This window comes from Spiroplasma endosymbiont of Dasysyrphus albostriatus (assembly GCF_964019495.1).
Classification (GTDB): Bacteria; Bacillota_I; Bacilli_A; order Mycoplasmatales; family VBWQ01; genus Spiroplasma_E.
In genome coordinates, this window is sequence record NZ_OZ026447.1 from 1544031 (window position 1) to 1569824 (window position 25794).

General features: G+C 23.7%; 24 protein-coding genes and 1 pseudogene. 16 read left to right on the forward strand and 9 right to left on the reverse strand.

The genetic code is table 4. From position 1 onward, the window contains the following. Nucleotides 1-34 precede the first annotated feature (34 nt). The gene (locus AACL11_RS09190; RefSeq protein ID WP_338987547.1) at nucleotides 35-247 is read right to left on the reverse strand and encodes a hypothetical protein; all 213 of its coding nucleotides are present in this window, start codon (nucleotides 245-247) and stop codon (nucleotides 35-37) included. Between AACL11_RS09190 and AACL11_RS09195 the strand changes: the two genes are divergently transcribed. Further along, nucleotides 229-1018 (forward strand): IS5 family transposase gene (locus AACL11_RS09195; RefSeq protein WP_281747819.1). Its coding sequence is split into 2 segments (ribosomal slippage): nucleotides 229-489 and nucleotides 491-1018, totalling 789 coding nucleotides; the frame shifts between segments, so codons are not numbered across the junction. The genes AACL11_RS09190 and AACL11_RS09195 overlap by 19 nt on opposite strands. A gap of 9 nt (nucleotides 1019-1027) precedes the next feature. Here the strand turns inward: AACL11_RS09195 and AACL11_RS09200 are convergent. Then, nucleotides 1028-2146: pseudogene (locus AACL11_RS09200) on the reverse strand (ISNCY family transposase); the annotation flags it as partial. 746 nt (nucleotides 2147-2892) lie between these two features. Here AACL11_RS09200 and obgE point away from each other — a divergent pair. The 11 genes from obgE (at nucleotide 2893) to aspS (ending at nucleotide 17703) form a co-directional block, all read left to right on the forward strand. After that, complete coding sequence (gene obgE, locus AACL11_RS09205; protein WP_252319140.1) at nucleotides 2893-4179, forward strand: GTPase ObgE; 1287 nt, start codon at nucleotides 2893-2895, stop codon at nucleotides 4177-4179. Nucleotides 4180-4203: 24 nt separating this feature from the next. After that, entirely contained in the window at nucleotides 4204-5295 is a 1092-nt protein-coding gene (locus AACL11_RS09210) for a DNA recombination protein RmuC (protein WP_252319141.1), read from the forward strand. Nucleotides 5296-5297: 2 nt separating this feature from the next. Next, entirely contained in the window at nucleotides 5298-6044 is a 747-nt protein-coding gene (nadE, locus tag AACL11_RS09215) for an NAD(+) synthase (protein WP_252319142.1), read from the forward strand. A gap of 12 nt (nucleotides 6045-6056) precedes the next feature. Beyond that, nucleotides 6057-6779 (forward strand): YebC/PmpR family DNA-binding transcriptional regulator, encoded by a 723-nt coding sequence (locus AACL11_RS09220; protein ID WP_338987551.1) that lies wholly within the window; start codon nucleotides 6057-6059, stop codon nucleotides 6777-6779. An 83-nt stretch (nucleotides 6780-6862) separates the two neighbouring features. Further along, the gene (ruvA, locus tag AACL11_RS09225; protein WP_338988514.1) at nucleotides 6863-7408 is read left to right on the forward strand and encodes a Holliday junction branch migration protein RuvA; all 546 of its coding nucleotides are present in this window, start codon (nucleotides 6863-6865) and stop codon (nucleotides 7406-7408) included. Continuing rightward, nucleotides 7398-8342, forward strand: a complete 945-nt coding sequence (locus AACL11_RS09230; protein WP_338987553.1) for an AAA family ATPase — start codon at nucleotides 7398-7400, stop codon at nucleotides 8340-8342. Before ruvA ends, AACL11_RS09230 begins: the two co-directional genes overlap by 11 nt. A 121-nt stretch (nucleotides 8343-8463) precedes the next feature. Continuing rightward, the gene (secDF, locus tag AACL11_RS09235) at nucleotides 8464-11628 is read left to right on the forward strand and encodes a protein translocase subunit SecDF (RefSeq protein ID WP_338987555.1); all 3165 of its coding nucleotides are present in this window, start codon (nucleotides 8464-8466) and stop codon (nucleotides 11626-11628) included. Nucleotides 11629-11637: 9 nt separating this feature from the next. Next, complete coding sequence (locus AACL11_RS09240; protein ID WP_252319153.1) at nucleotides 11638-12159, forward strand: adenine phosphoribosyltransferase; 522 nt, start codon at nucleotides 11638-11640, stop codon at nucleotides 12157-12159. A 13-nt stretch (nucleotides 12160-12172) separates the two neighbouring features. Further along, nucleotides 12173-14425 (forward strand): RelA/SpoT family protein, encoded by a 2253-nt coding sequence (locus AACL11_RS09245; RefSeq protein ID WP_338987557.1) that lies wholly within the window; start codon nucleotides 12173-12175, stop codon nucleotides 14423-14425. Between the two features lie 259 nt (nucleotides 14426-14684). Beyond that, nucleotides 14685-15977 carry a histidine--tRNA ligase gene (gene hisS, locus AACL11_RS09250; protein ID WP_252319155.1) on the forward strand — a complete coding sequence of 431 codons (1293 nt, stop codon included), beginning with the start codon at nucleotides 14685-14687 and terminating at the stop codon, nucleotides 15975-15977. Next, nucleotides 15961-17703 (forward strand): aspartate--tRNA ligase, encoded by a 1743-nt coding sequence (aspS, locus tag AACL11_RS09255; RefSeq protein ID WP_338987560.1) that lies wholly within the window; start codon nucleotides 15961-15963, stop codon nucleotides 17701-17703. Before hisS ends, aspS begins: the two co-directional genes overlap by 17 nt. 186 nt (nucleotides 17704-17889) lie before the next feature. Here aspS and AACL11_RS09260 read toward each other — a convergent pair whose 3' ends face one another. Beyond that, nucleotides 17890-18330, reverse strand: coding sequence for a hypothetical protein (locus AACL11_RS09260; protein WP_338987561.1), 441 nt, complete (start codon nucleotides 18328-18330; stop codon nucleotides 17890-17892). A 68-nt stretch (nucleotides 18331-18398) separates the two neighbouring features. On the opposite strand from AACL11_RS09260, the gene AACL11_RS09265 reads away from it, so the two are divergent. Further along, the gene (locus AACL11_RS09265; protein ID WP_338986622.1) at nucleotides 18399-19412 is read left to right on the forward strand and encodes an IS3 family transposase; all 1014 of its coding nucleotides are present in this window, start codon (nucleotides 18399-18401) and stop codon (nucleotides 19410-19412) included. Nucleotides 19413-19587: 175 nt separating this feature from the next. Here AACL11_RS09265 and udk read toward each other — a convergent pair whose 3' ends face one another. From udk to AACL11_RS09295, 6 genes are all read right to left on the reverse strand, one after another. Continuing rightward, nucleotides 19588-20211 (reverse strand): uridine kinase, encoded by a 624-nt coding sequence (udk, locus tag AACL11_RS09270; RefSeq protein ID WP_174481256.1) that lies wholly within the window; start codon nucleotides 20209-20211, stop codon nucleotides 19588-19590. Between the two features lie 16 nt (nucleotides 20212-20227). Next, on the reverse strand, nucleotides 20228-20653 hold the full coding sequence (ruvX, locus tag AACL11_RS09275) for a Holliday junction resolvase RuvX (protein ID WP_338987562.1): 426 nt from the start codon (nucleotides 20651-20653) through the stop codon (nucleotides 20228-20230). A 98-nt stretch (nucleotides 20654-20751) separates the two neighbouring features. Further along, entirely contained in the window at nucleotides 20752-20913 is a 162-nt protein-coding gene (locus AACL11_RS09280) for a hypothetical protein (protein WP_338987563.1), read from the reverse strand. A gap of 122 nt (nucleotides 20914-21035) precedes the next feature. After that, the gene (locus tag AACL11_RS09285) at nucleotides 21036-22052 is read right to left on the reverse strand and encodes a hypothetical protein (protein WP_338987564.1); all 1017 of its coding nucleotides are present in this window, start codon (nucleotides 22050-22052) and stop codon (nucleotides 21036-21038) included. Nucleotides 22053-22172: 120 nt separating this feature from the next. Continuing rightward, nucleotides 22173-22580 (reverse strand): hypothetical protein, encoded by a 408-nt coding sequence (locus AACL11_RS09290; protein WP_338987566.1) that lies wholly within the window; start codon nucleotides 22578-22580, stop codon nucleotides 22173-22175. Between the two features lie 35 nt (nucleotides 22581-22615). Beyond that, nucleotides 22616-23011, reverse strand: a complete 396-nt coding sequence (locus AACL11_RS09295) for a hypothetical protein (RefSeq protein ID WP_338987567.1) — start codon at nucleotides 23009-23011, stop codon at nucleotides 22616-22618. Nucleotides 23012-23199: 188 nt separating this feature from the next. Between AACL11_RS09295 and AACL11_RS09300 the strand changes: the two genes are divergently transcribed. The 3 genes from AACL11_RS09300 (at nucleotide 23200) to plsX (ending at nucleotide 25776) form a co-directional block, all read left to right on the forward strand. Then, complete coding sequence (locus tag AACL11_RS09300) at nucleotides 23200-23559, forward strand: helix-turn-helix domain-containing protein (RefSeq protein WP_338973555.1); 360 nt, start codon at nucleotides 23200-23202, stop codon at nucleotides 23557-23559. A 28-nt stretch (nucleotides 23560-23587) separates the two neighbouring features. Beyond that, nucleotides 23588-24088: an IS630 family transposase gene (locus tag AACL11_RS09305; RefSeq protein WP_338988468.1), complete on the forward strand. Its 501-nt coding sequence runs from the start codon at nucleotides 23588-23590 to the stop codon at nucleotides 24086-24088. Nucleotides 24089-24747: 659 nt separating this feature from the next. Then, entirely contained in the window at nucleotides 24748-25776 is a 1029-nt protein-coding gene (gene plsX / locus AACL11_RS09310) for a phosphate acyltransferase PlsX (protein WP_338987568.1), read from the forward strand. Nucleotides 25777-25794 lie beyond the last annotated feature (18 nt).

Consider the following 25794-nt stretch of genomic DNA (forward strand, 5'->3'; position numbering starts at 1 on the left):
ATTCTATTTTTTGCCTAATTTTAATTATGTATTATTAATAACTATATCTTCAAGGATGGTCTTTATTTGGTATATAAACTTTTTTAGTTTTTATCAAATCTTCTTTGATAATTGGCTTTAGTGGTATTTCTTTTAGTTGATATATTTGATTATTATAACTAAGAACCTGTTTAGAATCTTTTAGAAAATAATGTAAAATTACTATATATTTTAAAATAAGAGGTATATATGCATAAAAATTATCCAAGTCATGTTACTAAAGAACAATTTGAGAACATAAAATCAACTTTAGAAAACAGCAAAAAGAAAACAAAACCAAGAAATTTAGATTTATATGAAGTGTTTTGTGCAGTTTTATATGTATTAAAAAGTGGTTGTCAATGAAGAATGTTACCAAAAAATTTTCCAAAATGACAAACTGTATATTATTATTTCCAAATTTGAAGTAAAAACAATGATAAAGAACCTAGTGTATTGCAATTAATTTTAAAAAAAATTAGTTAAAAAGATTCGTATTAAGAATCATCGAAAAGAAAAAACTAGTTTTTGTATAATTGATTCGCAAAGTGTTAAAAATACAGATACTACTGAAAATAAAGGTTATGATGCTGGTAAAAAGATTTCAGGAATAAAACGTCATATTGCAGTTGATACGCAAGGTTTACCACATGCAATTTACATAACTACAGCAGAAAAAACAGATCGTAATAGTGCTATCATAATGATTAAAAGTGAAAAAGAAAATCTTTCTACAGTTCAAAAAATAATAGTAGATGCTGGCTATACTGGTGAAAAATTTGCTTCTGCAATCAAAACAATCATAAATGCAAATGTTGAAGTTGTAAAACGTAATGAATTACATTCTTTTGTAGTACTACCAAAAAGATGAGTTGTAGAACGAAGCTTTGCATGATTAGAAAAATGCAGAAGATTATGAAAAAATTGTGAAAGAAAACTAAATACTAGTTTACAAATGGTTGTTCTTTCCTTTATTTCAATTTTATTAAAAAGATTCTAAACAGGTTCTAAGATATAACTCATTAATAAACGATTTAAGTACAATTACGTCAGTTCTGGGTTGTATATATTGAACTTTATTATTTTTATAAGAAAAATACTTTTTACCATAGTATGTTATAGTTGAACCACTATCTGTTTTTCTTTTAGAAAATCTTGAAAGATAAATATTTATTTCTTCTTGTATAGGAGCTTTAATCATAGCAGATTTATTATCATCAATAGGAAAACCGAATTGTTTATTAAAAATACTTATGTATATTTTAAGAAATTGATTAGCTTCTTTTAAATTTTTAATTTTATTAAGTCTAAGTTCACTAATTAATCGACTTTGAAGCGTTCCAAATAAGCGTTCGATTCTACCTTTAGCTTGTGGAATTGAAGTTCTAATTATTTCAACACCTAAATCATTACAGCACTTTTGAAATTGAGTATAAGTATCATTTTCTGTATTTATATTTCCTGCATCAATTTTTTTCTTATATCCAAAAACTGTTCTGTTATCAGTATAAAATGTTTTTGGTATGCCATATTTAGTTAAAATTTGATAAAAAACATTATAATAACCATCTAATGTTTCTTGATGATCAAATCATAGTCCAACAATATTTCCTGTAGCATCATCAATTGCAGCATGTAAAAATGCTTTTGGTTTATCATTACCAAATCAATGATGATTACTTGCATCCATTTGAATTAATTCACCAAAATTTGTTCTACGATTTCTAGTTGGATGTAAGTTATTTTTTTTATTTTTATGTCTTTTTGGTGAAATAATTTTTTCTTTGATTAATATAGTATAAAGTGTGCTATATGAAATTTTAATTTTTTCTTCACTAATTATTTTTTCATGAAAATGTTGAAAATTAAAATTATAATATTTTGTTTTATATAAGTTTATAATTTTATTTTTGATTTCAATTTTTGTTACTTTATTAGAAATTTTATTTCTAGATTTATGAATAAAACCAACTTTACCTTCTCTATTGAAAATTTTAATTAATTGGTTAATTCTTCTAATAGTTAGGTTAAGTTTATTCTTGGCCTGATGTTTAGATAATTTATTAATAATAATGTCATTTATAATTTTATATTTATATTTTTCTTTCATAGTCATGCTTCTTTCCATATTTATCACCAAGTATATTTAACCTCACTTTTTGGGAAATTTTCACTCGATAACTAATAGGAAATTATCACTAAATAATGACACAAAGTAAGTATTATTGTTGACTAATATTTTACAAGTGTTAAAATTACAATACAATTGCATATTGAAGTCAAAATTATTCTCGTCTAACTTTATAATTTTAAGACAAATTTGAATATTATTGACAACATCGGTATGCTCCCAAATATTTTTAATTAAATTTTCATTTATTTTTTTCTTATAAATTAAAAAAATAATAAATATATTTAAATTAATATTATTAATGTTTTAATTTAAATAAAAGTAGTTGACTAATAAGTCAGTAATAAATTTTATTTTTTTAAATTACTTTAAATAAATCTCAAATAAAGTTTATAATTGAAAAAATCAATATACAATATATTTTTTCAAAGATAAAATTAAATAAAAAAACTATTGATTTGATTTTAATCAAATTAATAAAAACACCTATAAGTTTTATTTTAATATATAATTTTTCATATATGAAAATAACTTAAATGATATTTAACATTAAAAAAACATTTTTTTAATTTTCATAAAGGAAAAATAGTTTACAAAAAATATTAACTAGATATAGTAAATTATTATTTTTTTAACAATAATATCTGTATACTAAAATTATATGAAAAATAAAATAGTATTTTACACAAAAATGTTAACACTATATAATAAGAATTATTATTAATATAAAAAAGGAGTAAGAAATGCGTTTTATAGATGTAACAAAATTAAAAGTTACTGCCGGCAAAGGCGGTGATGGTGTTGTTGCTTTTCGTCGTGAACTTTATGTAGCCAAAGGTGGTCCATCTGGTGGAGATGGAGGAAGAGGCGGTAATATTATCTTTATTGGTGATTCAGGTATGAATACTCTATTAGACTTACGTAAAAATAAAGAGATAACTGCTGAAGATGGTAAAAATGGTGCACCCAAAAATATGCATGGACGTAAAGGAACCAATACTTATGTAAAAGTTCCATTAGGTACTATTATTAGAGATAACAAAACTCAAAATATTCTTGGTGATATTATTAAAGATAAACAAGAAATAATAATTGCTGCCGGTGGTCTTGGTGGACGAGGAAATGCTCGTTTTGCTTCGGCAATAAATCGAGTACCTAAAATATGTGAAAAAGGAATGCCTGGACAACATTTTGAAATAATTTGTGAGTTGAAATTATTGGCCAATGCCGGATTAGTTGGGTTGCCTAACGCCGGTAAATCAACATTATTAGGAGCTATTTCTGCTTCAACTCCAACAGTTGCTGATTATCCTTTTACTACTCTTAATCCACATTTAGGTGTTGTTAGAGTTGATAAAAATAATAATTTTGTTATGGCGGATTTGCCTGGATTAATAGCAGGAGCTAGTTTAGGAAAAGGACTAGGTTTACAGTTTTTGCGTCATATTGAACGTTGTCAAGTTTTAGTACATATGATTGATATTAGTGATAAGACTCAAGATCATTTTTTAAATTATCAATTAATTATGAGTGAATTAGAAAGTTATAATAAAGATTTGACAAAAAAACCGCATTTAATTGTTGCAAATAAAATTGATTTACCAGATGCACAAACTAATTTAGAGAAATTAAAAGAACAAATTAAATTACCAATAATTGCAATTTCTGCTATGAAACATATTAGTTTGGATATATTAATTAAAGATATTGCTAAAGCCGTTGAAAAAGAACAACTGCACCAAGTTAATAATAATGAAAATAATGAAGAACATATTCTTTATGAATATATTAATAAAGAAGAAGTTCCACAAGTTATTATTACTAAATTTGCAAATAATCAATGAACTATTTCTGGTAAAACCGTTGAAGTAATATATCAAAAAAATCCTTTAAATAATTATCATAATATTTTATTATTTAAAATTAAATTACAAGATTTAGGAATTTATGATGAATTAAGAAAGCAAGGAATAAAAAAAGGTGATCATGTTAAGATTTTTAATTATGATATGATTTGAGAAGAAGAATAAAAAAAGGGCAAAGGAAAATAGGAAATGGAAATAGTAATTAGTTTATTGGTAGTTATTTTAATTATTAGTAGTATTGGTGGCTTAATAATTTATATGCAAATTAAAAAAAGTCAGAATGTTACTAGCGACCCAATTGCACAAGACTTTTTAAAAATGCAAGTAGAAACTTTAAAAGAACAATTAAATGATTTTAAAACATCATGAAATGGTTCGGATCGTGATAAAACCGAAAAATTAATTAATTTAATGAGTAATATTGATAATTTTCAAAAAAATTTAGATAAAAAAGAAGATGATTATAAACGCAATGCTGATGTCATTCAAAGACAAGTAGTAGATGTTATTAAAGATTTAGCAAAGTTACAAGAATCATCAACTGTTTTAGGAAAAATTAATGATAATATTCAAAGTTTACAAGAAGTTTTTATTAATACTAAAAAACGTGGTAATGTTGGTGAATTTGTTTTAGAAAAAATTTTGACTAATATGTTGGGTTCAAATCAAAAATTATGAGAACGACAATATAAAACAATTGATGGCAAAGTTGTTGATGCCTATGTAAAAACAGATTCTGAAAAAGAAGGAATTGCTATTGATTCAAAGTTTTCAATTGATAACTATCAAAGGTATTTAGTAAGTGAAGATATTAAAGTTAAAGAAAATTATTTAAAAGATTTTCGTAATGATATTCGTAAACGAATTGATGAAGTTGGAAAATATATTAATATTAAAAATAAGATTTCTAGCGCAGTAATGTTTATTCCTTCTGAAGAAATATTTGCTTTTATTTACGCACAATTTGCTGATGATATTGTTGAATATGCTTTTAAGAAACGTGTTTGAATTACCTCTCCTACTACTTTATCTGCTGTTTTATTTACAGTTGATAAAAATCGTAAAGATATTGATTTTAATAAAAATTTAGAAAAAATGGCAAAAAAATTACGTTTATTCAAAGATGATTTTGATCGTTGGGTTGATAGATGAGAAAAAGTTAAGGCTGGTTTTGATACAACTAATAAAGCCATTGAAACTTTAGATAAAACCCATAATAAAATTGCTGGACATTATAACAATATTTTTGAAATGTCTGAAGAAATAAAAGAGAGTGAATAATTATGAATTTAGAACAATATTTAGATGAAATTATTAAATTTTTACAAAGTGAAGTAAAAAAAGCAAATGCCAAAGGTTTAATTGTTGGTTTAAGTGGTGGTGTTGACTCAGCAGTAGTAGCATTATTGATTAAAAAAGCTTTTCCTAATGATCATTTAGCATTAATTATGCCTTGTTTTTCACCAGATATTGATTTAGAATATGCAAATAATTTAGTTAATATTCATAAATTAAATGCCAAAGTAGTTAATTTAAATAATGTTTTTTTAAGTTTTAAAAAAACATTAGAAACTGAAATTAATATAGAAAAATCAAAATTAATTTTAGGCAATTTAAAAGCTAGATTAAGAATGAATGCTCTTTATGCATATGCACAAAATCATAATTATTTAGTTGTAGGAACAGATAATAGTGATGAATGACACATTGGTTATTTTACTAAATATGGTGATGGTGGTGTTGATTTATTACCAATTATTCATTTGTTAAAAAAAGATGTTTTTGCTGCAGCAAAGATATTAAAAGTTAGTGAAGAGATCATTATTCGTAAGCCAACTGCTGGTTTATGAGATGGACAAACTGATGAAATGGAAATGCAATTTAAGTATGAACAATTAGATCAATATTTACTAGGAAATAAATCATTAATACCATCATCAGTAATTAATAAAATTGAATTTATGCATCAGAATAGTGCACACAAAAGAATACCTGTACCGCAAGCTCCGAAATGAACAAGAAAAAAATAAAGGAATGAGAATATGGCTGGACATTCACAATATGCAAATATTAAACATCGTAAAGATGCCCAAGATAACAAACGTGGTAAAATTTTTCAAAAATTATCAAGAGAAATTTATGTTGCTGTTAAATTAGGTGGTGCAAATGTTGAAAATAATCCGCGATTGAAATTAATGTTAGAAAAAGCACGACGTATAAATATGCCAAAGGATAATATTAATCGTGCTATTAATAAAGCTAGTAATAAAAATGAAACAACTAATTATGAAGCAGTCACTTATGAAGGATATGGACCAAGTAATATTGCCATAATTATTCATTGTTTAACTGATAATAAAAATCGAACTGCAAGTAATATTCGAAGTTATTTTAATAAATTGGGTGGTCATTTAGCTGCTACTAATTCTGTTCAATATTTATTTCAAACAACGGGGGTAATTCAATTTTCAAGTTTATTATCAGTTGAAGAAATTTTGGAGTTAATAATTGATTTTGAAATTTTTAATATTGAAAAAAAAGAAGATATCATTGATATTGAAGTTAATCCTAAACAGTTAAATGCTGTAACTAATTTATTAGAAAAAAATAATATTAATGATTTTATTACTAACGAAATTGTTAATATTCCCCATGAATTGATTACCATTACTGATCAACAACAAATTAAATTAATTGATATATTGTTAGAAACAATTGAAAATGATGATGATGTGCTTTCAATTGAACATAATTTTAAAAAATAAAAAGGTTTATTTTTCTTTTTCATCTAATTAATAGTAAGAATAGAAAAGGAGGAATAAGTGATGGATGAATATTTTTAGGTATTATTAAAGAATTTTATGAAAATAAAATTATTTTTGAATGTAATGATCATGGATATATTATTGAAGGTGTTAATTTACAAACATTACCATTAAATATTAAAGTGAAAATTTATGTTTATTTTCATCAAAAACCAACTTATGAACAATTTTTTGGGTTTGTATCAAAAGCAATAAAAACCTTTTTTATTCACTTACTTAATATTAGTAATATTGGACCAAAAACTGCTTTAAGATTATTAAATCAACTATCACTTGATAGTATTAAGTTGGCTATAAGCAAACAAGATTATAAGATATTGCAACAGTGTAAAGGTATAACTCATAAAATTGCTAATAATATTATTAATTATTTTAGTAATCATATTAAAGTAGTAAGTAATTTAACAACTAGTCAAAATGAAAAATCAGATTTAGTATTTGATACATTATTAAAATTAGGTTTTAGTTCAATAGTAATTAATAATTTTTTATTAAGAAATATTAATTGAGATTTGGAAGTTGAAGAAATTATTGCATTAGCTATTAAGGAAATAAAATATGGGTATTAGTAGTTTTAATAATTTTGTTGGACAAAATAATGTTATTGAACGTATTCTAATTTTAATCAAAGGTAGTAAAATTCAAAATATTGCTTTAAGTCATATTTTATTAATTGGTCCTCCTGGTATTGGAAAAACAACTATTGCACGATTAATAGCAGAAGAATTGCAAGTAAATTTTCATAGTTTAGAAGGAACAAGCATTAATAAAACTAGCGATATTATTAGTATTTTAGCAAATATCAAACAATCTGATATAGTTTTTATTGATGAAATTCATGTTGTTAACTATGAAATATTAGAAGTATTATATTCTGCATTAGAAGGTAATTTTATTAATATTATGATTGGTAAAGATTATAATAATAAAATTGTTAAAATTAATTTACCCTCTTTTACATTTATTGGTGCTACTAATAAAGTAGGAATCTTAACTAAAGCGTTGATAAGTCGTATTCCTAATATTTTACAATTATCTGATTATAATTATCAGGATATTAAAAGTATTATTTCACAAGTTTCTTTAAGTTTAAATTGAAAATTAGAAAATAATATAATAAATATTATTGCTAATCATTGTCGTAATATTCCGCGACTCATTATTAACATCATTAAACAATTGTATAATTATTGTGTTGTTATGAATGTAGATTTAAATGAAACTAATATTTTGCAAATTTTATTTTTTTTGCAAATTTATCCTTTAGGTTTAAATAGTTTACAATTGGCATATTTAGCATTGTTTAATAATGTAAATTTAGATAAAAGTTTGAGTATTGAAACTATTTGTCAACTTTTGAATGAAGAAAGAAAAAATCTTGAAATTCATTATGAACCTTGACTTATTCATTGTGGTTTAATTATTAAGACAACTAAGGGTCGTAAAATAACAATTATTGGTAAAGAGTATATTAATAATAATATAATTTTATTTAGAAAATAATTATTTTTGATATTACTGTAAAACAATTGTTATTTATAACGAATGTTGGTATTCTTATATAGTGCTTAAATAATATACAATCTATGTTTATACAAATAAAATGATTTAGGAGTGAAGAAATATGAACACTTCTTCTAGGACAAGAAAAACTAAAAATCTTGGATTTTTTTTAAGGATTTTTAGTTTAATAATTATTGTTTCTGCAATAATAATTTCAGTAGTGTTTAGTGCTAAATATGTTGAAAATAATAGTAAATTAAGTATTGAGTTTGCTGGTGGTTATCAAACACAAGTTCAATATGAGGGTAAAGGTAAACAAAAAGATGTTATTAATTTATTAAAAGACAGAGTTGACCCTTTAGGTACTAGTAACGTTTATATTGAAAGCATTACTAGCAATAATAATAATAAGTATAATTTAGCGTTGAGTAAAGATGCGGGAGTTGATATTTCTACTTTTGTTCACAGTGTATCACGACGTGGTTATTCTTATATTGTTGATAAAGATGGTAATGATTTATTAGCAACCGAAAAGAAAGATGACAAAGCTACTACTTGAACAAAAAGAGATAAAAGATTATTAACTAGTGATGTTTTTTCTGCTATTAAAGCTGTTAATAATTCTGTTACTCATCGCCCAGAACTTGTTTTTGATGTTAAAAATGATTCAGTTTTAAAAGAACTTACTTCTGCCAAAGAAAATACATTTTATATTTATTCAGATATTGGTCAGTTATTAGATTATATTCGAAGTAGTATGGAGGGTATTCGCTCCCTTGCTTTTATAATTGATAATCTTAAAAATGATACTGATGGTAAGATTAAAGCATCATTAACATCATTATTAGATAATAATACACCAGGTCTTGGTAAAGGTACTGATATTTTAGCTAGAGCTAAAGCACAAGACCCTACTTTAGCACGACTATTAAATCCTAATCAAAATGGTCAATTTGGTATTAATTGAATTTATTCTGATAATTTAGGTTCAGTTCATAGTCTTTCTGTTGATACTAATGATGAAAAAAATACATATGATCCTGCTAATCGCTTTGATCCTTTTGCTTCTCCTATTGTTGGTTCACCTATGAATGCATGATTGCCTTATATTAAAGATTTATTACGTTTACCAGATGTTTCAGATATTTTACATGAAGATGTTATTGATTATCGTTATATTCCATATTGAGTTGGTGAAGTTAAAGTAACTAACAATAGTATTTCAATTAATTCAGATACTTTTAATCTTGAAACAGTTGAACAAATGAAAAGTGTTTTAACATCAGGATTGTCAAAAAATAATTTTACTATGTTATCTTATGCTAATGTTAGTCCAACGCTAGGTGCAACATCTTTAAAAATTGCAGTTGTTATTATTATATTAGTTACCTTTGTTCTTATGACTATTGTTCTGTTTTATTATCGTATGTTAGGAGTTATTGTTCTAATTATAATATCATTATTTTTATTATTTACTATTGTTAGTTTTGTTTTCATTAATGGCATAATTGCTCCTGAAAGCGTAATTGCTTTAATTATTGGTTTTGCACTATTATTAGATACAATTATTAATTTGTTGGAACGTTTTAAAAATGAATATATGCAAGGTAAAACTTTGATTAGTGCTTTTAAATCAGCAAATAAGAAAACATTATCTTCTTCATTAGATTGTAGCGCTATTATTTTAATTGTTAATTTAACTATTTTCTGATTTGGAACTCGTGCTATCAAAGGTTTTATTATTATGACTTCTATTGCTACTTTTGGTGTAATTATTTTTGGAATTATCTTATTAAGATTAATGTTATGAACATTATTACGAAATAACTGGTTAGAAAATAAACCTCAACTTTTAGGAACTAATAATATTAGTAGAAAAAGCACTATAGTTTTAAATAATTCAATAGATACAAATAATATTAAAAGTAGTGATAAAAAAATAAAAAAACAATTAATTTCAGAAAAATGTCAGCTTCAAATTAGTTATAAAAATAAAGTTAAAGAATTAATTAAAAAATTTAAAGTTGATAAGCAGCAATTAAAAAAAGAACATAGTAAATCAAGATCAGTTTATAAGTCAAAAGTAAAAGATTTAAAATTAAATCTTTCACAAGAAATTAATAAATTGAAACAAGAATTAATTAATGCATTAAAACCGTTAAAAATTCAAATAGTTAAAGCAAAAGACAAAAAAATATTAGTTAATTTTAAAAATGTTTTTTCAAAACTTAAAATAAGTAACTGAAATTATTTTCATAAATTAACAAAATGAATTCTTTCAGGTTCTGCTGTTATTGTTCTTGCTTCAGGTATTACTTATGGTGTAATTGGTTCTAATTTTGGTTCTGGTTTTGATCAACGAACTGATTTTGTTGGAATGGGTACAATTACTCAAGATCCAAGTGATCCTAGTTACAATATTATTAAAGAAGCAGAATTAGCAAAAGATTTTATTAGTAAAGAAATTCAAAATAATAGTCAATTTAGTAAATATTTTAAAAATATTAATTTTTCCTTAATTGCTGGTGGTGAAGGAAAACCATATCAGTTTAAAATTATTGTTCAAACAACAGTAAATTCTCAAAGTATGCAGCAAAGGTTTAAGAATTTTTTAGGGGAGATTACTAGAAATTGAAAACAAGAATCTATTTTACAATGAGGAGAAATTGATCTAGTTGTTGCTAAGTCAGGTGTAGATTTATTAGTTAATATGATTATTTCAATTGCTTTATCTTTTATTGTTATTTTAATTTATATTATTATTAGATTTCAATTAACTTATGTTATTCCTTTAATTTTAGCTATTATTTTTAGTTTACTAATGACACTTGCTATTATTAGTATTTTCCAAATTGTAATTTCTACTTCAATTGTTGGAATATTATTGGGAGTAATGATTTTAACAATAATTAGTATTATGTCAATTTTTGATAATATTCGTGAAATTAAGATTAATAATAATCAAACACAAGTTATTAGCACAGAAGAAATAATTGAAATTTCAAATAAAAGTGTTCAAAAGGCTTTACCAAGAACATTAGTTATTAATGGTGTAGTATTAATAACATCAGTAATTGTTATGTTTATTATTCCTAGTTTCTGAATAGTTAGTTTATCATTATTAATAGGTTGTATAGTAAGTTTAGTATCATCTTACTTTATTGTTCCTTTTATTTGAATTTATTTTGAGAAATGAAGAGTTTATAGATATAAAAAACGTATTAATAAAATTAAAAAACATTTCATTGGTGCAGATGAATATGTTATTAAAGGTATTAATGAATAGGTGGTTGCAATGACAAAAGAATCATTAAAAAAAATTATTATTAATATTCCTGATTTTCCAATTAAAGGTATCCAATTTAAAGATATTAACCCAATATTAAGTAATCCAGAAGCATTTCAAAGTGTTGTTAATATTTTTGTAGATTTTATTAAAAAATGTGGAGCAACAGCAATTTTAGCACCTGAAGCAAGAGGATTTATTTTTGGTGCTGCTATAGCATATAAGTTGGGTATCAAATTAGTTCTTGCACGCAAAAAAGGTAAATTACCAGGTAAAACCTATAAAGTAACTTATGATTTAGAGTACGGTACTGCTATATTAGAAATGCAGCAAAATGTACTTTCAACAAAAGATAAAGTAGTAATAATTGATGATTTGATTGCAACTTCGGGAACAATTAATGCTTGTCTTAATTTAATAAAACAAAGTAATGCTCAATCAGTTGGCATTGCTACTTTAATTTCGCTTTCTGAATTTGCTAATAAACATCATTTTGATAATATTCCGCTGTTAGAAATAATTCAGTTTTAATAAGTAGTAAATAATGAATAATTTAACTTGTAAAGATTTTAACCAATTATTAGCGAAAGCAAAAACATTTATCAAAGATCCTAAGCAAATTACAAAAATTAAAGTAGCTTATGAATATGCATTATTAAAACATAAAGATCAATATCGAAAGAATGGTGATCCTTATGTTTATCATGTTTTATCAACAGCATATAATTTAGTATTATGACATTTAGATGTCTCTTCAATACAAGCAGGATTTTTACATGATATTTTAGAAGATACACCAACAACTTTTGATGAGTTAGTAGCAGAATTTGGTTTGGAAGTTGCTAATTTAGTTTTAGCTGTAACTAAAGTTAGTCATTTTGCAAAAGAAAAAAGAAATGAAATTAAAGCTAATTATTTACGTAAATTATATTTAAGTTTAGCTCATGATATTCGTGTCATTATTATTAAAATGGCAGATCGTTTACATAATATTAGAACTATTAATTTTTTAAATCCCGAAAAACAAATAATTATTGCTAAAGAAACTTTAGAAGTTTATGCTTCTATTGCTCATCGTCTAGGTATGCGTAAATTACAATCAGAACTAGAAGATCGTTCTTTTGCAGTATTACATCCTAAAGAGTATAAAAAAATTGATAACCTTATTAATTTGGATCGTGAAAAACGTGAAAAATTAGTTAATGAAATTATTAAAGAATTAAGTAAAACATTATCACAACATAAAAATTTAATTTTTAAAATTTATGGTCGTAGTAAACACTTATATTCTATTTATCGTAAAATGTATTATTTTGGAAAAGATTTTGATGATATACATGATATTTTAGCAATTAGAGTTGTTACTAATTCTATTGATAGTTGTTATGCCATTTTGGGTTATATTCATCAAAGTTTTACTCCTGTTCCGGGTAGATTTAAAGATTATATTGCAACACCAAAAAATAATATGTATCAATCATTACATACATCTGTTGTTTTTGATAATGAAATTTATGAATTACAAATTAGAACTGAAGAAATGGAAGATTTTGCTGAAGCAGGTGCAGCTTCGCATTGAAGATATAAAGAAGGGGAAAATAAAAATCCTAAGAAACGTCAAGCAGAAATTGATGAAAAATTAAATATTTTTCAAGAAATATTAAATTTAAATGACTTAAATCCAAATGTTGATGAAAACATATTAGCAGATAATATTGCCAAAGATAATAATTTAGAAAAAGAAATTCGACAAGATATTTTTAGTGATTTAATTTATGTATTAACTCCAAATGGTAATGTTATAACATTACCATTTGGTTCAACTGTTTTAGATTTTGCTTTTAAAGTTCATACTGAAATTGGTGAAACAACAGTAGGTGCAAGAATAAATGGTATTTACTCTCCTATTAATACTGTTTTAAAATCAGGTGATATTGTTGAAATTAAAACTGCTAAAACTGCACGCCCTTCTCGTGATTGATTAAATATTGTTAAGACCAATTTTGCTCAACATAAAATAAAAAAATATTTAAATAATCAGCAAGAAAAATTTAATCAAGAAAATAAAATTAAAGATACAGAAAACAAAGAGAAAATAAAAAAAACAAAGGAAAAAATAGAAGAATATATTATTGAAAATCACATTCGTTGAAAAATTGCAAAACGTAATGTTATTATGTCAAGAATTAGATCATTAAAATATAAAACGTATGAAGATTTTTGCTTAGATGTTGCTAATGGAACTTATACAATTGAACAGGCGGTTACTACTATTTTATATAGTGATTCAGTAACATTTCAAGAATTAAAAACTAAACAACAAACAACAATGAATTTTAGTAGTAATAATGAAATTATTATTGAAAATGCCCCCAATACTAAAACATCATTGGCTCATTGTTGTTTACCTATCCCTGATGAACCAATTGCGGGTTATATTACTAAAGGGCAAGGTATTAAAGTTCATCGTTTAATTTGTCCTAATGTTAGTTTGCCAGAGCGTAAAGAACGTATTATTGATACTAAGTGAAATTTATTAGCAACCAGTCATCATCTTTATAATTCAAAAATTCAAATTCAATATTTAGATCGACCAGCATTGATGACTGATGTTTTAAATATTTTGGGCTATTTAAAGGCACAAATTCAAAGTATTGATGCTAATAATAAGCTTAAGGAAAATCATGGAAGTTTAAAAATTTTAATTAAAGTTTCTAATATTGAACGTTTACATCAAATTATTTCATCAATTAAAAAAATTCCTGATATTATTGCAATAAACAGAATAATTATGTAATATTTTAGTATAATATTTTCAGCATTTAAAAGTAAATTTAGGGTAAACATTAAGAGACAGTGTGGTTGGTGCAAACATTGGTTAACTAATTTTATGACATTAAATAGCTTGTATTATTAATTAATTAAATATGATAAATTATAATTAAGTGCATTTACTTTGTAAATGAATTAGGATGGTACCGCGTTAAGAAACGTTCCTAAAATAAAGGAACGTTTTTTTAGAAGATTTATTTTTTATTAAAAGGAGTAAAAAAAGTATGCAATTTCAAAAAGCAAGAGGAACACGTGATATGTATAATGAAGAGGTTATTATATATCGTAATATTATTAAATCTTTAACACAGTGTGCAATTAAATATAATTATCAAGAATTTATTACTCCTATTTTTGAAAATGCTCAACTATTTTTACGAGCCGTGGGAGATACAACTGATATTATTCAGAAAGAAATTTATCAATTTAATGATAAAAATGATAGATTATTAGCTCTTCGTCCTGAAGGAACAGCGGGTATTGTTCGTGCTATAATTGAAAATAAATTATATAAATCTAAGCAAACGTTAAAGTATTTTTATTATGGTTCAATGTTTCGATATGAAAGACCTCAAAAAGGGCGTCAACGTCAATTTAATCAATTTGGTATCGAAACTGTTGGTGTTAAACATCCTTTAGTTGATGTTGAAGTAATGATGATGGCCCTAGAAATGATAAAAAGTTTTTCAATACCAAATTTAACTTTAAATATTAATTATTTTGGATCTAATGAAACAAAAAATAAATACCAAATAGCACTTAAAGAACAATTATTAAATCAAAGTAAGCAATTGTGTGAAAATTGTCAAATTAGAGTTAAAGTATCGCCGTTAAGAGTTCTTGATTGTAAAATTTGTACTAAATTAAATTTAGAAATACCATATTTAAATGATTTTTTAACTAATGAAGAAAAAACATATTTTACAACCATTATTAATAGTTTAAAAAATAATAAAGTTAATTTTATTATTGATGAGCATTTAGTTCGTGGTTTAGATTATTATAATGGTATTATTTTTGAAATAACTACTATTGATTCACGAATTGGTGAAAGTCAAAATACTTTACTTGGTGGTGGTAGATATGATAATTTATTTAATGAATTGGGTTCACCATTAAAAATACCTGCTATTGGTTTTGCAATTGGTATTGAAAGATTAATGTTATTATTGGTAGAAAATAAAAATATTAATAAACCACCAATTATTGATTTACAAATTATTGCTTTAAGCGAATTAGGATTAATAATAGCTTCCGATTTATTATTACAATTACGTAAAGAAAATTATCATATTGATATGGAATATAATTTATATCAAGATAAAAATAAGTCACAGATTATTGATCGTAGTTTAGCCAAAAATATACTATTTTTAAAAGAAAAAAATCAGGTTAGTTTTTATTCTTTTGTTAAAAAAGAAATGATAAAATTAATTTTTGATACTGAACAGCAATTGCTTAGTAAGGTTAAAAATCTATTATTAGAGGAGAATGAAGAATATGGAAAAACTCTTTAGAACTCATACATGTGGTAATTTAACGCAGGGTGATATTACAAAAGAAATTATTATTAGTGGTTGAGTTAAAGATATTCGTATTAATAAATTTGGTATTTTTATTGATTTACGTGATATGTATGGAACAACACAAGTCATTGTTAAACCAGATAACGGATATTATCAAGAAATAAAAAATGTTAAAGTTGAATCTGTTTTAAAAGTAATTGGAACAGTTGTCTTACGAAAAAATAAAGATGCAAAAACTACTAATGATATGATTGAAGTAGTAGCAAAAGATATTGAAATATTAAGCAATTCTATTAATTTACCATTTGTTATTAAAAATGATAATACGCTTGCTAGTGAAGAATTACGTTTACAATATCGCTATTTAGATTTAAGAAGACCAGCAATGAATTATAATATTAAATTTAAACACCAAGTTCTTAGTTGCTTACGAACATTTTTGAATCAAAATAATTTTTTAGAAATTGATACTCCTTGCTTAACAAAATCAACACCAGAAGGTGCTCGTGATTTTTTAGTTCCTGCTCGTATTCAAAAAAAACATTTTTATGCTTTACCACAATCACCACAAATTTATAAGCAATTATTAATGATATCAGGTATTGACAAATATTATCAAATTGCTAAATGTTTTCGTGATGAAGATTTTCGTGCTGATAGACAACCCGAATTTCAACAATTAGACTTAGAAATGGCATTTACTACTAGTAAAGAAATTAAATTAATAGTAGAAAATATGATAATAAGTCTTTTTAATACTTTAAAAATTGGTAATATTCCCTCAACATTTTCATCGATTACCTATGATCAAGCAATGGATTTATATGGTAGTGATAAACCTGATTTGCGTTGTACATGTAAGTTAATAAATATTAATATTAACAATAATAGTGATGGATTTATTTATAAGGGTTTTATAGTTAATGATAAAATGAATGAAACAACTATAAAAAAAATAACAGAAATTAGCAATCAGCATGGAGGAAAAACATTAATAATTTATGACTTAATTAAGAAAAAAATTATTCATAATAATTCTAAAGTAAAGTTTGATGATTTAGTTTTAGCAGAAGAAATATCAAAAATAAAATATAATAATAATTTTTTAATTTTCGTATATGAACAACAAGATGTTGCTAATAAAGTTATGGGTGCTATTAGAAGTTTTTATATTAATGATTTGTCAAAACGAATTAATCATAAAGATTTTATGAATAATATTGAAAACTTTGAATTTATTTGAATTATTGATTGACCAATGTTTGAACAGGAAGAAAATAAATGACAAGCTTGTCATCATCCTTTTACAAGTCCAAAAAATCCTGAAAAATTATTAGATATAAAAAATAAAGATTTAGGAACTTTAACTGCAGATGCTTATGATTTGGTTTTAAATGGTTTTGAAATTGCTGGTGGGAGCATTAGAATTCATGATTATAAATTACAAAAAAAGATTTTTGAATTATTAGATTTAAGTAAAACAGAAATTGAAAATAAATTTGGTTTTTTCTTATCAGCTTTTAATTACGGAGTTCCTCCACATGGTGGTATTGCTTTTGGCATTGATCGTTTATTAATGATTTTAATTAAGAATGAATCAATTCGTGATACTATTGCTTTTCCTAAAAATAATCGTGGTATTTGTTTATTAACAAATAGTCCTAGTGAAATTTCATCTGATCAGTTATCAATATTAAATTTGGAATTTAAGAAGTAAAATTTTAATTTTAAAGTGATTAGAGATTAATTATGTAATTTAATTGAAATCAATTTTTCAATAATGTTAAATTAATAATTATTAATTTCAATTATATTTTTTTTGATATTTGTTAATATTCAAGTTCAATAAATGGTTCACTATCTTTGGTTTTTAGATGTCATATAGCTGGTAAATTTTTTTGAACTAAAGTAAAGACATTATTTGGTGGTAAGCATTTATAAAGTGAACCGTCATTAGTTTTAGTTTTTCCATCTCCGTTTCATGTAGTAACATATAAAAATTTGTATTTTTATTAAAAACTAATGATAGTACTCCCCCTTTTATTCCAGACATTGGTTTAAAGTTTGTTTCTTCTGCTAAACATTTGTAAACTTCACCATTACTAGGAGATTGATATGAACCGGTTCAAACTCCTGCATAAATATTATCATCATTGTCAAAAGTTAAAGAAGAAACAGATTTATTTATACCATCCATTTTTTTAAAAGTATTTTGATTTTTTTGATATTTATAAACGTTACCTTTAAAACTACTTTCTCTAGTACCTATATAAACATTTTCATTTTTATCAATAGCTATTGTTCATATTTCACCATATATTCCTAATATTTGGAATGGCGCCACTTAGCCCTTTTTACTAGACCATTAATTTAAAAAATCTGAATGTATTCTAAAAACAATTGTGTTATATAATGAACACTAATTTTGACCTGAAAGGATTTTTATTAATGGATAAAATTAAACAAATAGCATTAATAATTAACAAATTAAATATCAAAGAAAAAATTAAAATTATCGATGATTGCAAAAATCAATATTCAATTAGAAACTTATGTCAATATCTTCAATTAAACAGATCAACATATTACTTTTTAAAAAATAAACAAAAACTTATTAAAAAAGAAAAAAATCATATTATTAATTGCAATCATAAATATCAAGAATTATGCCAACTTTTAATCGAATTTCATTCTACAAGAAAAGGTAGAATTTATGGATATTTAAGAATTTTTTCAGCTTTTAAAGAGTGATTAAAACAAGAGAAAAATATCATTTTAAATATAGAATTATCAACAAAACAAATGCGAAAAATTATGAAAAAACACAATATTCAAGGATTAAAACAAACTAAAAATAACTATCCTAAAAACAAAAAAAATCCAAATAAGTGAATACCTACAATGGATAAAGTAAACAAAGATTACAAAAGTACAACCGCTTCAAATCAAATTTGATCAATGGATACTAAACAAATAAACACCAAAGAAGGTTGACTATATCTTTTTGTAATTATTGATTTTTATTCAAATAATGTTGTTAGTTATAATACATTTTCAAATAAATCATATCAAGATTTAATTCTTCCTGCACTTGAAAAAATAAACAACCAATTTTCTTGAAATCAAATAAAAAACGTTATTTTACATTCAGATAACGCCAACGAATTTTATTGTCAAGAAATTACAAAATGAGCAAAAAACAAACAAATAATTTTAAGCAAAAAACAACCATATGATATTGGCGGTAATGTCATATCTGAAAATTGATTTTCACATTTATCTCAAGAATGATTGCCTAAAGACTCAAATCAATATTTAACAATCAATGAAGCTATTAATGATGTAAATCAATATGTTATGTTTTATAATTATGAAAGAATACATTCTAAATTTTTAAAACCACCAATATTACAAATAAAAATTTAGAAATATCTATCAAAATATGGTCCAGTAATTAGGGCTAACCACCATAGTTATTTTTGTAAGTTACACAGATTACTAAACATTACCTTGTTAACTTAAAAAAATAATAAAAAACAATTTAAAAATCTATCTTTAAGATGCATTTTATTGTTATTTTAAAAATTAAAGCTTAAAGCAATTATTTAATAATTGCTTTAATTTTAGTAGCAATAATATCAATAGCTACAGTATTATGAAAATCAAAAGGAATAATAATATCAGCATAACGTTTAGTTGGTTCAACAAAAGCATCATGCATAGGTTTAACAGTTAATGCATATTGTTGTAAAACACTGTCAAGAGTACGATTTCTAAAACTAACATCTCGTTTAATTCTTCTTAGTAGTCTAGTATCACTATCAGTATCAACAAAAATTTTGATAGTAGATAATTCACGAATAATAGGATTTTCTAAAGCAAAAATACCATCCAGAATGATAACATCACCCGGACCAATAATCTCAGTGTTTTTACTGCGACTATTGATTTTAAAATCATAAATAGGCTCTTCAATAGCATTGCCAAGTAATAATTGTTCTAAATCATGAATTAATAATTTCATATCAATAGCATTAGGATGATCAAAATTAGTTTTTTTTCTTTCTTCAACTTTTAAGTTACTAAGGTCATGATAATAATTATCCATTTGTACAAAAATGACATTTTTTTTATTACAAGCTTCAGCAATTTTTTCTGCTACTGTTGTTTTTCCTGAAGCACTGCCGCCAGCGATAGCGATTAAATTAATTTTTTTATATTTCACATTTATCTCCTAAAATTTAAGATTGAGTTATTTTATCAAAGTATGATTGTAAAATAATAGCAGCAGCCAATTGATCTTTAACTTGTTTTCTTTTATTTGAAGAAACATTAGATTTAATTAATATTTGCTGCGAAGAATAGGTAGTTCTTCTTTCATCTTGTAAAACAATATTTAGTTTATCATTATTTTGTGTTAATTTAAATTTATTAATAAAATTTAAAACAATTTTTGCGCTGGGGCCGACTGTGCTATCCATGTTTAAAGGGTAACCAAAAACAAGAATATCAGCATCATATTCTTTAATAGCATTTTGGAGTTGGATAATAGCATTATTAAAATCATGCTCTGGGAAACGAATAGTTTTTCAAGAAAAAGCAATTTTACCTTCACCACGAGCAAGCCCTAATGTTTTACTACCTAAATCAATGCCTAAATATTTCATAAATTTATTATACTTAATATTTTTTTTAATTTTAATAATATATTAATTTTATAAAAAAATATTTTTTATATTGTAACTATAATAAAAATGTATTATGTCTATAAATTTTTATCTTTTTTATATTGTTTTTTTTCTTCTGCAATTCTTTTTCTTTCCTTTTCAGCTTCTGCAATTCTTTTTTTTAATCTTTCTTCTTCAAATTGTTTTTTATTTTCTGCATCTTGTTTTCTTAACTTTTCAATTTCCTTATCTTTATCCATAATAAAAAGTTCCTCTTTTCTAATGTTAAACTTTGGATTATTTTTTTCTTTTTTTTAAAAATATCCATAAATTAGTATAAATATTTTTTAAAAAAAAATATATTTTTAAGTTATATTATGAATTAAGCAAATAAAATCATTTTTTTGTTTAATAATGGAAATTGATCTGAATCATAATCAATGGTATTTATTAACTTTGGATCAATTTTTTTTGTATTTGAATATATTACTTTATAAGTCTTATTTGCTTCATTTATGCTGTCTTGTATTTTTATTACTTCTGATTTATTAAAAATTGGAATATTACTATTGTTTTCTAATTCTATTAATTTTTCTTCTAGTAAACTTATGTTTGGTTTATGAAAATATCTAATTTTTTTTATTAAAGTTTCAAAATTAAAGATTTTATAAAAATTTGAAATAGAAAGAGAAAACATTTGAGAACCTGTTGCTAAGAAAAAAAATAATCATGTTTCTCATTTTTTTAATTTTAATTCAAGTAGAACATGAGATTTTGTAACTTCATATTTAGTAAGTAGTGTTGTTGCTGTTTTAGTAATATTAGTAAAAACAGCATTCAAAAAAAATAAAAATATTGCCATTGAAAATTTTCCATAATTTGATTGTTTTGTAATTCAGTTTGAAATTATTTGAGGACAAATATTAGTTTTAATTTTTAATGTTTCTAATCCTCATTTAAATATGGAATTAACTGGTCGTATAGAAAAATAAGTGATTGTATTTGCTAATATAATATTTGGTTTAGTAAAATATTTAATTCAATCACTTATTTTAAAGTTTTCTTGTATAGCATTTGCTATTGCACCTGTCATTATAGAATGTGCCATTAGTCATGTTATTGATTCTAAAAATAAATCAAATAATGAATAATTTATTCTTTCTTTTCATTCTAAAGTATCTAAATTTGATTTTTTTAATTTATTTAAATTATCAATCACTTTGTTTGCCGAAGATGTTAGTTCTTTTATTATAGTATTATCAATAGGCTTCTTTAAACAATTAAAGTCACTAATTTTTTCAACTTCTTTTTTAAAATTTGGATGATATTCAAAATCTGTCGGTTTTGGAAGATTATTAAGTTTTTTTATTAAATTATTAATATGTTTTATTCGTGTCATATTATTTTTTAATTTTACTTCATTTTCTTCATATAAAAGGGTTAAAAATTCATGCTTATATTTTTTAAATGGTTCAATAGGAATTTTTTTAATTTTAAAATCATTTATTGAATTACTTTTTTAACTTTGGATTATATTTAAAATTGTATTTCTTGATCAATCAGCAATTGCTGAGGTAAAAAATGTCGTTAAAATAGTATCAATGAATGTTGTGAAATAGTTTTGTTTATTTTGAAATATTCCATAAAGATAATCTTCTGATGTATATTCTTGCTCATCAAAAATATATGTAGAAATTATTCTTTGTGCATTTTTTCCAGTAAATGCAATATAAACTAGTAGTAATCCTAACAATAAATTAGGTAATGTTTTTTTAATTTTGGCACTTATTGAAATATTGCTAGACGAAGTAGGAATATCAATAAGTTTTTGCATATATGTTAAATACTGATATAACTTTAATAAATTATCATAATTAATATTAATACTTAATTCTTGATTAAATGAGGTAATATTTTTTATAAACATATCTATATTATTAATAGAATTTATAGTAACGTTTTCTAAATAAAATAATATTTTAGATTTGATTTTTCGCCTCCTTTAACTTTGATAGGAGAGGAATCTAAAAGTTTATTATTCTTTAGGTCATCTGATAATTTGTCAATGTTTTCATATTTTTTAACGTGTTTATATAATTTATTATTTTTAATTAAAAATATTTCAAAAATAATTTGACTATTTGGAAAGGCAGTTCTTTTCGTTCAATATTTAAAATCATTTTTGTTTTTGTCATAAATTGTCATATAGGATTCATAAATAAGTGAATCAAGTTCATTAGATTTATTTCTAATTTCAGTTTTATATTCTCATTCTCCTTTATTATTTTTTCATTTCTTTGTTTTTCCACCAAACCGATTGTTATTTTTTGTTAATTTTATTTTTTTTAAATTTCTCATTTTTACTCCTTTTTAATTATAAAAGTTTTATTTAATATATTAATTTGTTATTAATAACAGTAGTTATATAGCTAACGAAAGTAATGTTTACTCATAAATAATGTAAAATAATAATATGTAATTTAAACAATTCTTGCACTTACAAGTATAATTCAGCAATAATTAAAATAGATTAGGAAGATTAAATTATGCCAAAACCATACAGTGAGGACTTACGAAGAAAAGTAATAGAAGTTTATGAAAGTAAAAACATGAAAATTAAAGAAATTTGTAAAGTGTTCAATATCACTAGAAAGACTTTATTTTTATGAAGAAAAAGAAAGCAAAAAACCGGAAATATAAAACCAATTTTGAATTATCAAAAAGGACATAGCCACAAAATAAAGGATTTAGATGAATTAAAAAATTATTTAGCAGAAAATAAAGATGTTACAGTTCAAAAAGTAATTGAAAAATTTGGTGATATGACAAAAGAAACAGTTTATAACTATTTCAAAAAACTAAATTATACATATAAAAAAAACTTTTCTATATGAACAAAGAGATAAAAATAAACAAGAAGATTTTTTAAAAGAAATAGCGAAAATAATGAATGAAGATTTGGTATATATTGATGAATCTGGAATTGATGATAATGAATTTTATAAATATGGTTGGTCTGAAAAAGGTAAAAGATTATTTGATAATAAACCTGCATATAAAATAAAGAGAATGAGTATAATTGGTGCACTAAATAAAGGTAAATTAAAAGCTCTATGAGCATTTGAAGGACATTGCAATAGTAAAATTTTTGAATCATATGTTAAAAATATACTAATTCCAGTATTAAAGTGTGGACAAATTATAGTTTTAGATAATGCGACGTTTCATAAATCTAAAGCAACAAAACAATTAATTGAAAATGCTGGATGCAAACTATTATTTCTTCCACCATATTCTCCTAATTTAAATCCAATTGAACATTTTTGATTTGCTATAAAACATAATATAAGAAAAATATTACCAAATTATTGACCAAATATTAAAAACGCGATTGATTTTGTTTTTCAAGATATGAGTAAACATTACTTTAGTTAGCTATATATATTAAAAAGGATCATATTACAAGATCCTCAAAAGCAGTAGTATTAATTTTTTTGAATTAGTTTTACTATAACAATTTATAAGTATTTTAAAATCATATCCAAAAAATTACTGTTTATAAGTAAAGTTTTTAGTTGTGTTATTAATTTTTTCCCAATACCTTCTTAGATATATAATAAGAAGTAACTAAATTCTAAAGTTTTTAAAATAAAATACAATAAAAATTATTTTTAATTAACTTTATTTTTATTTTTATGAATAATAATCAATTTAATATTTTTTTAATTCTTTGATTATTTTTGATTTTAGTAAAATTATGATAAGATATTTTTATATTTATATTAGTTTTTTGCTTTTAAAGTTTTTTTATTAATAAAATAAATAAAAGGGTTTTGGTCTTTAAAAAAAACTGGTGTAAATAAAAACAATTATTTAGAAAATCAATATCAAAATAATTAGAGATAAATTGTTTTTTAACTTTTTACTAGCAAATAATGAAATATTCATATTTAAAAATAAATAAATAAATGCAGTATTAGTTGGATTGTTAATCTTAAGGAATTAAAAAAATTAACGTATAATTAAACTATCAATAATTATAATATAATATTATTTAAGGTTTCTTAAATTATTTTTTGTTTTTAGGAGGAACTATGAAAATTGCTTTTGATGTAATGGGTTCAGACCATGGTAGTTTGCCCGCTATTGCTGCAGCGTTAGAAGTTATTAAAGAATTCAAAAACGTTGAAATTTGTTTAGTTGGTGATGAAAAACAAATTAATGGAAACTTGCAGATTTTATTAAAAAATAAGCCATTATCATCAAGAATAACAATACTAGCAACAACCCAAGTAATAACTATGAATGATGGTCCACTCGCTGGTATTAGAATGACTGATTCTTCTATGAATCAAGCCATTCAGTTAGTTAAAAATAAAAAAGCAGATGGGATTCTAACTTCTGGTTCAACTGCTGCCTATCTTGGTGCTTGTCATTTTTTATTAGGCGAAATCAAAGGCATTAAACGTCCGGCATTCATGCCAATTATGCCTACTTTAATAAAAGATCGACAAGTAGTATTATTGGATGTTGGAGCAAATATTGAAAACACTGTTGATGAATTAATTAATTTTGCATTAATGGGTCATATTTATTGTCAAACTATTCAAAATATTTCACGTCCTAAAATTGGTTTACTAAATATTGGTATTGAAGAAAGCAAAGGTCCAGAAGTAACTAAAGCAACATATGCTAAACTAAAACAATTAACACAAAAAAGTGAAAAGTTAAGTTTTTTAAATTTTCACGGTAATATTGAACCACGAAATGTTTTAAGTGGTGATGTTGATATTATTATTTGTGATGGTTATTCAGGTAATATTGTTTTAAAATCAGTTGAAGGCATGGCATCATTATTATTTACATTAATTAAAAATGGTTATAAAAAAAATTTATGAACTAAATTTTTAGGTTTAATGTCAATTGGTATTTTTAAAAATATTAAAAAGACTTTTGATTATAAGAATACAGGTGGTGCTCAATTAATAGGTATTAATGGCATTGCTTTTAAAGCACATGGATCTAGTAATAAAAAATCTTATTATAGTACTTTAAAACTTTTAATTCGTGCTATTGAACAAGATGTTACTAATAAAATAGCTAAACAAATTCAAGAATTATAATTTATAAATAAGTATTAA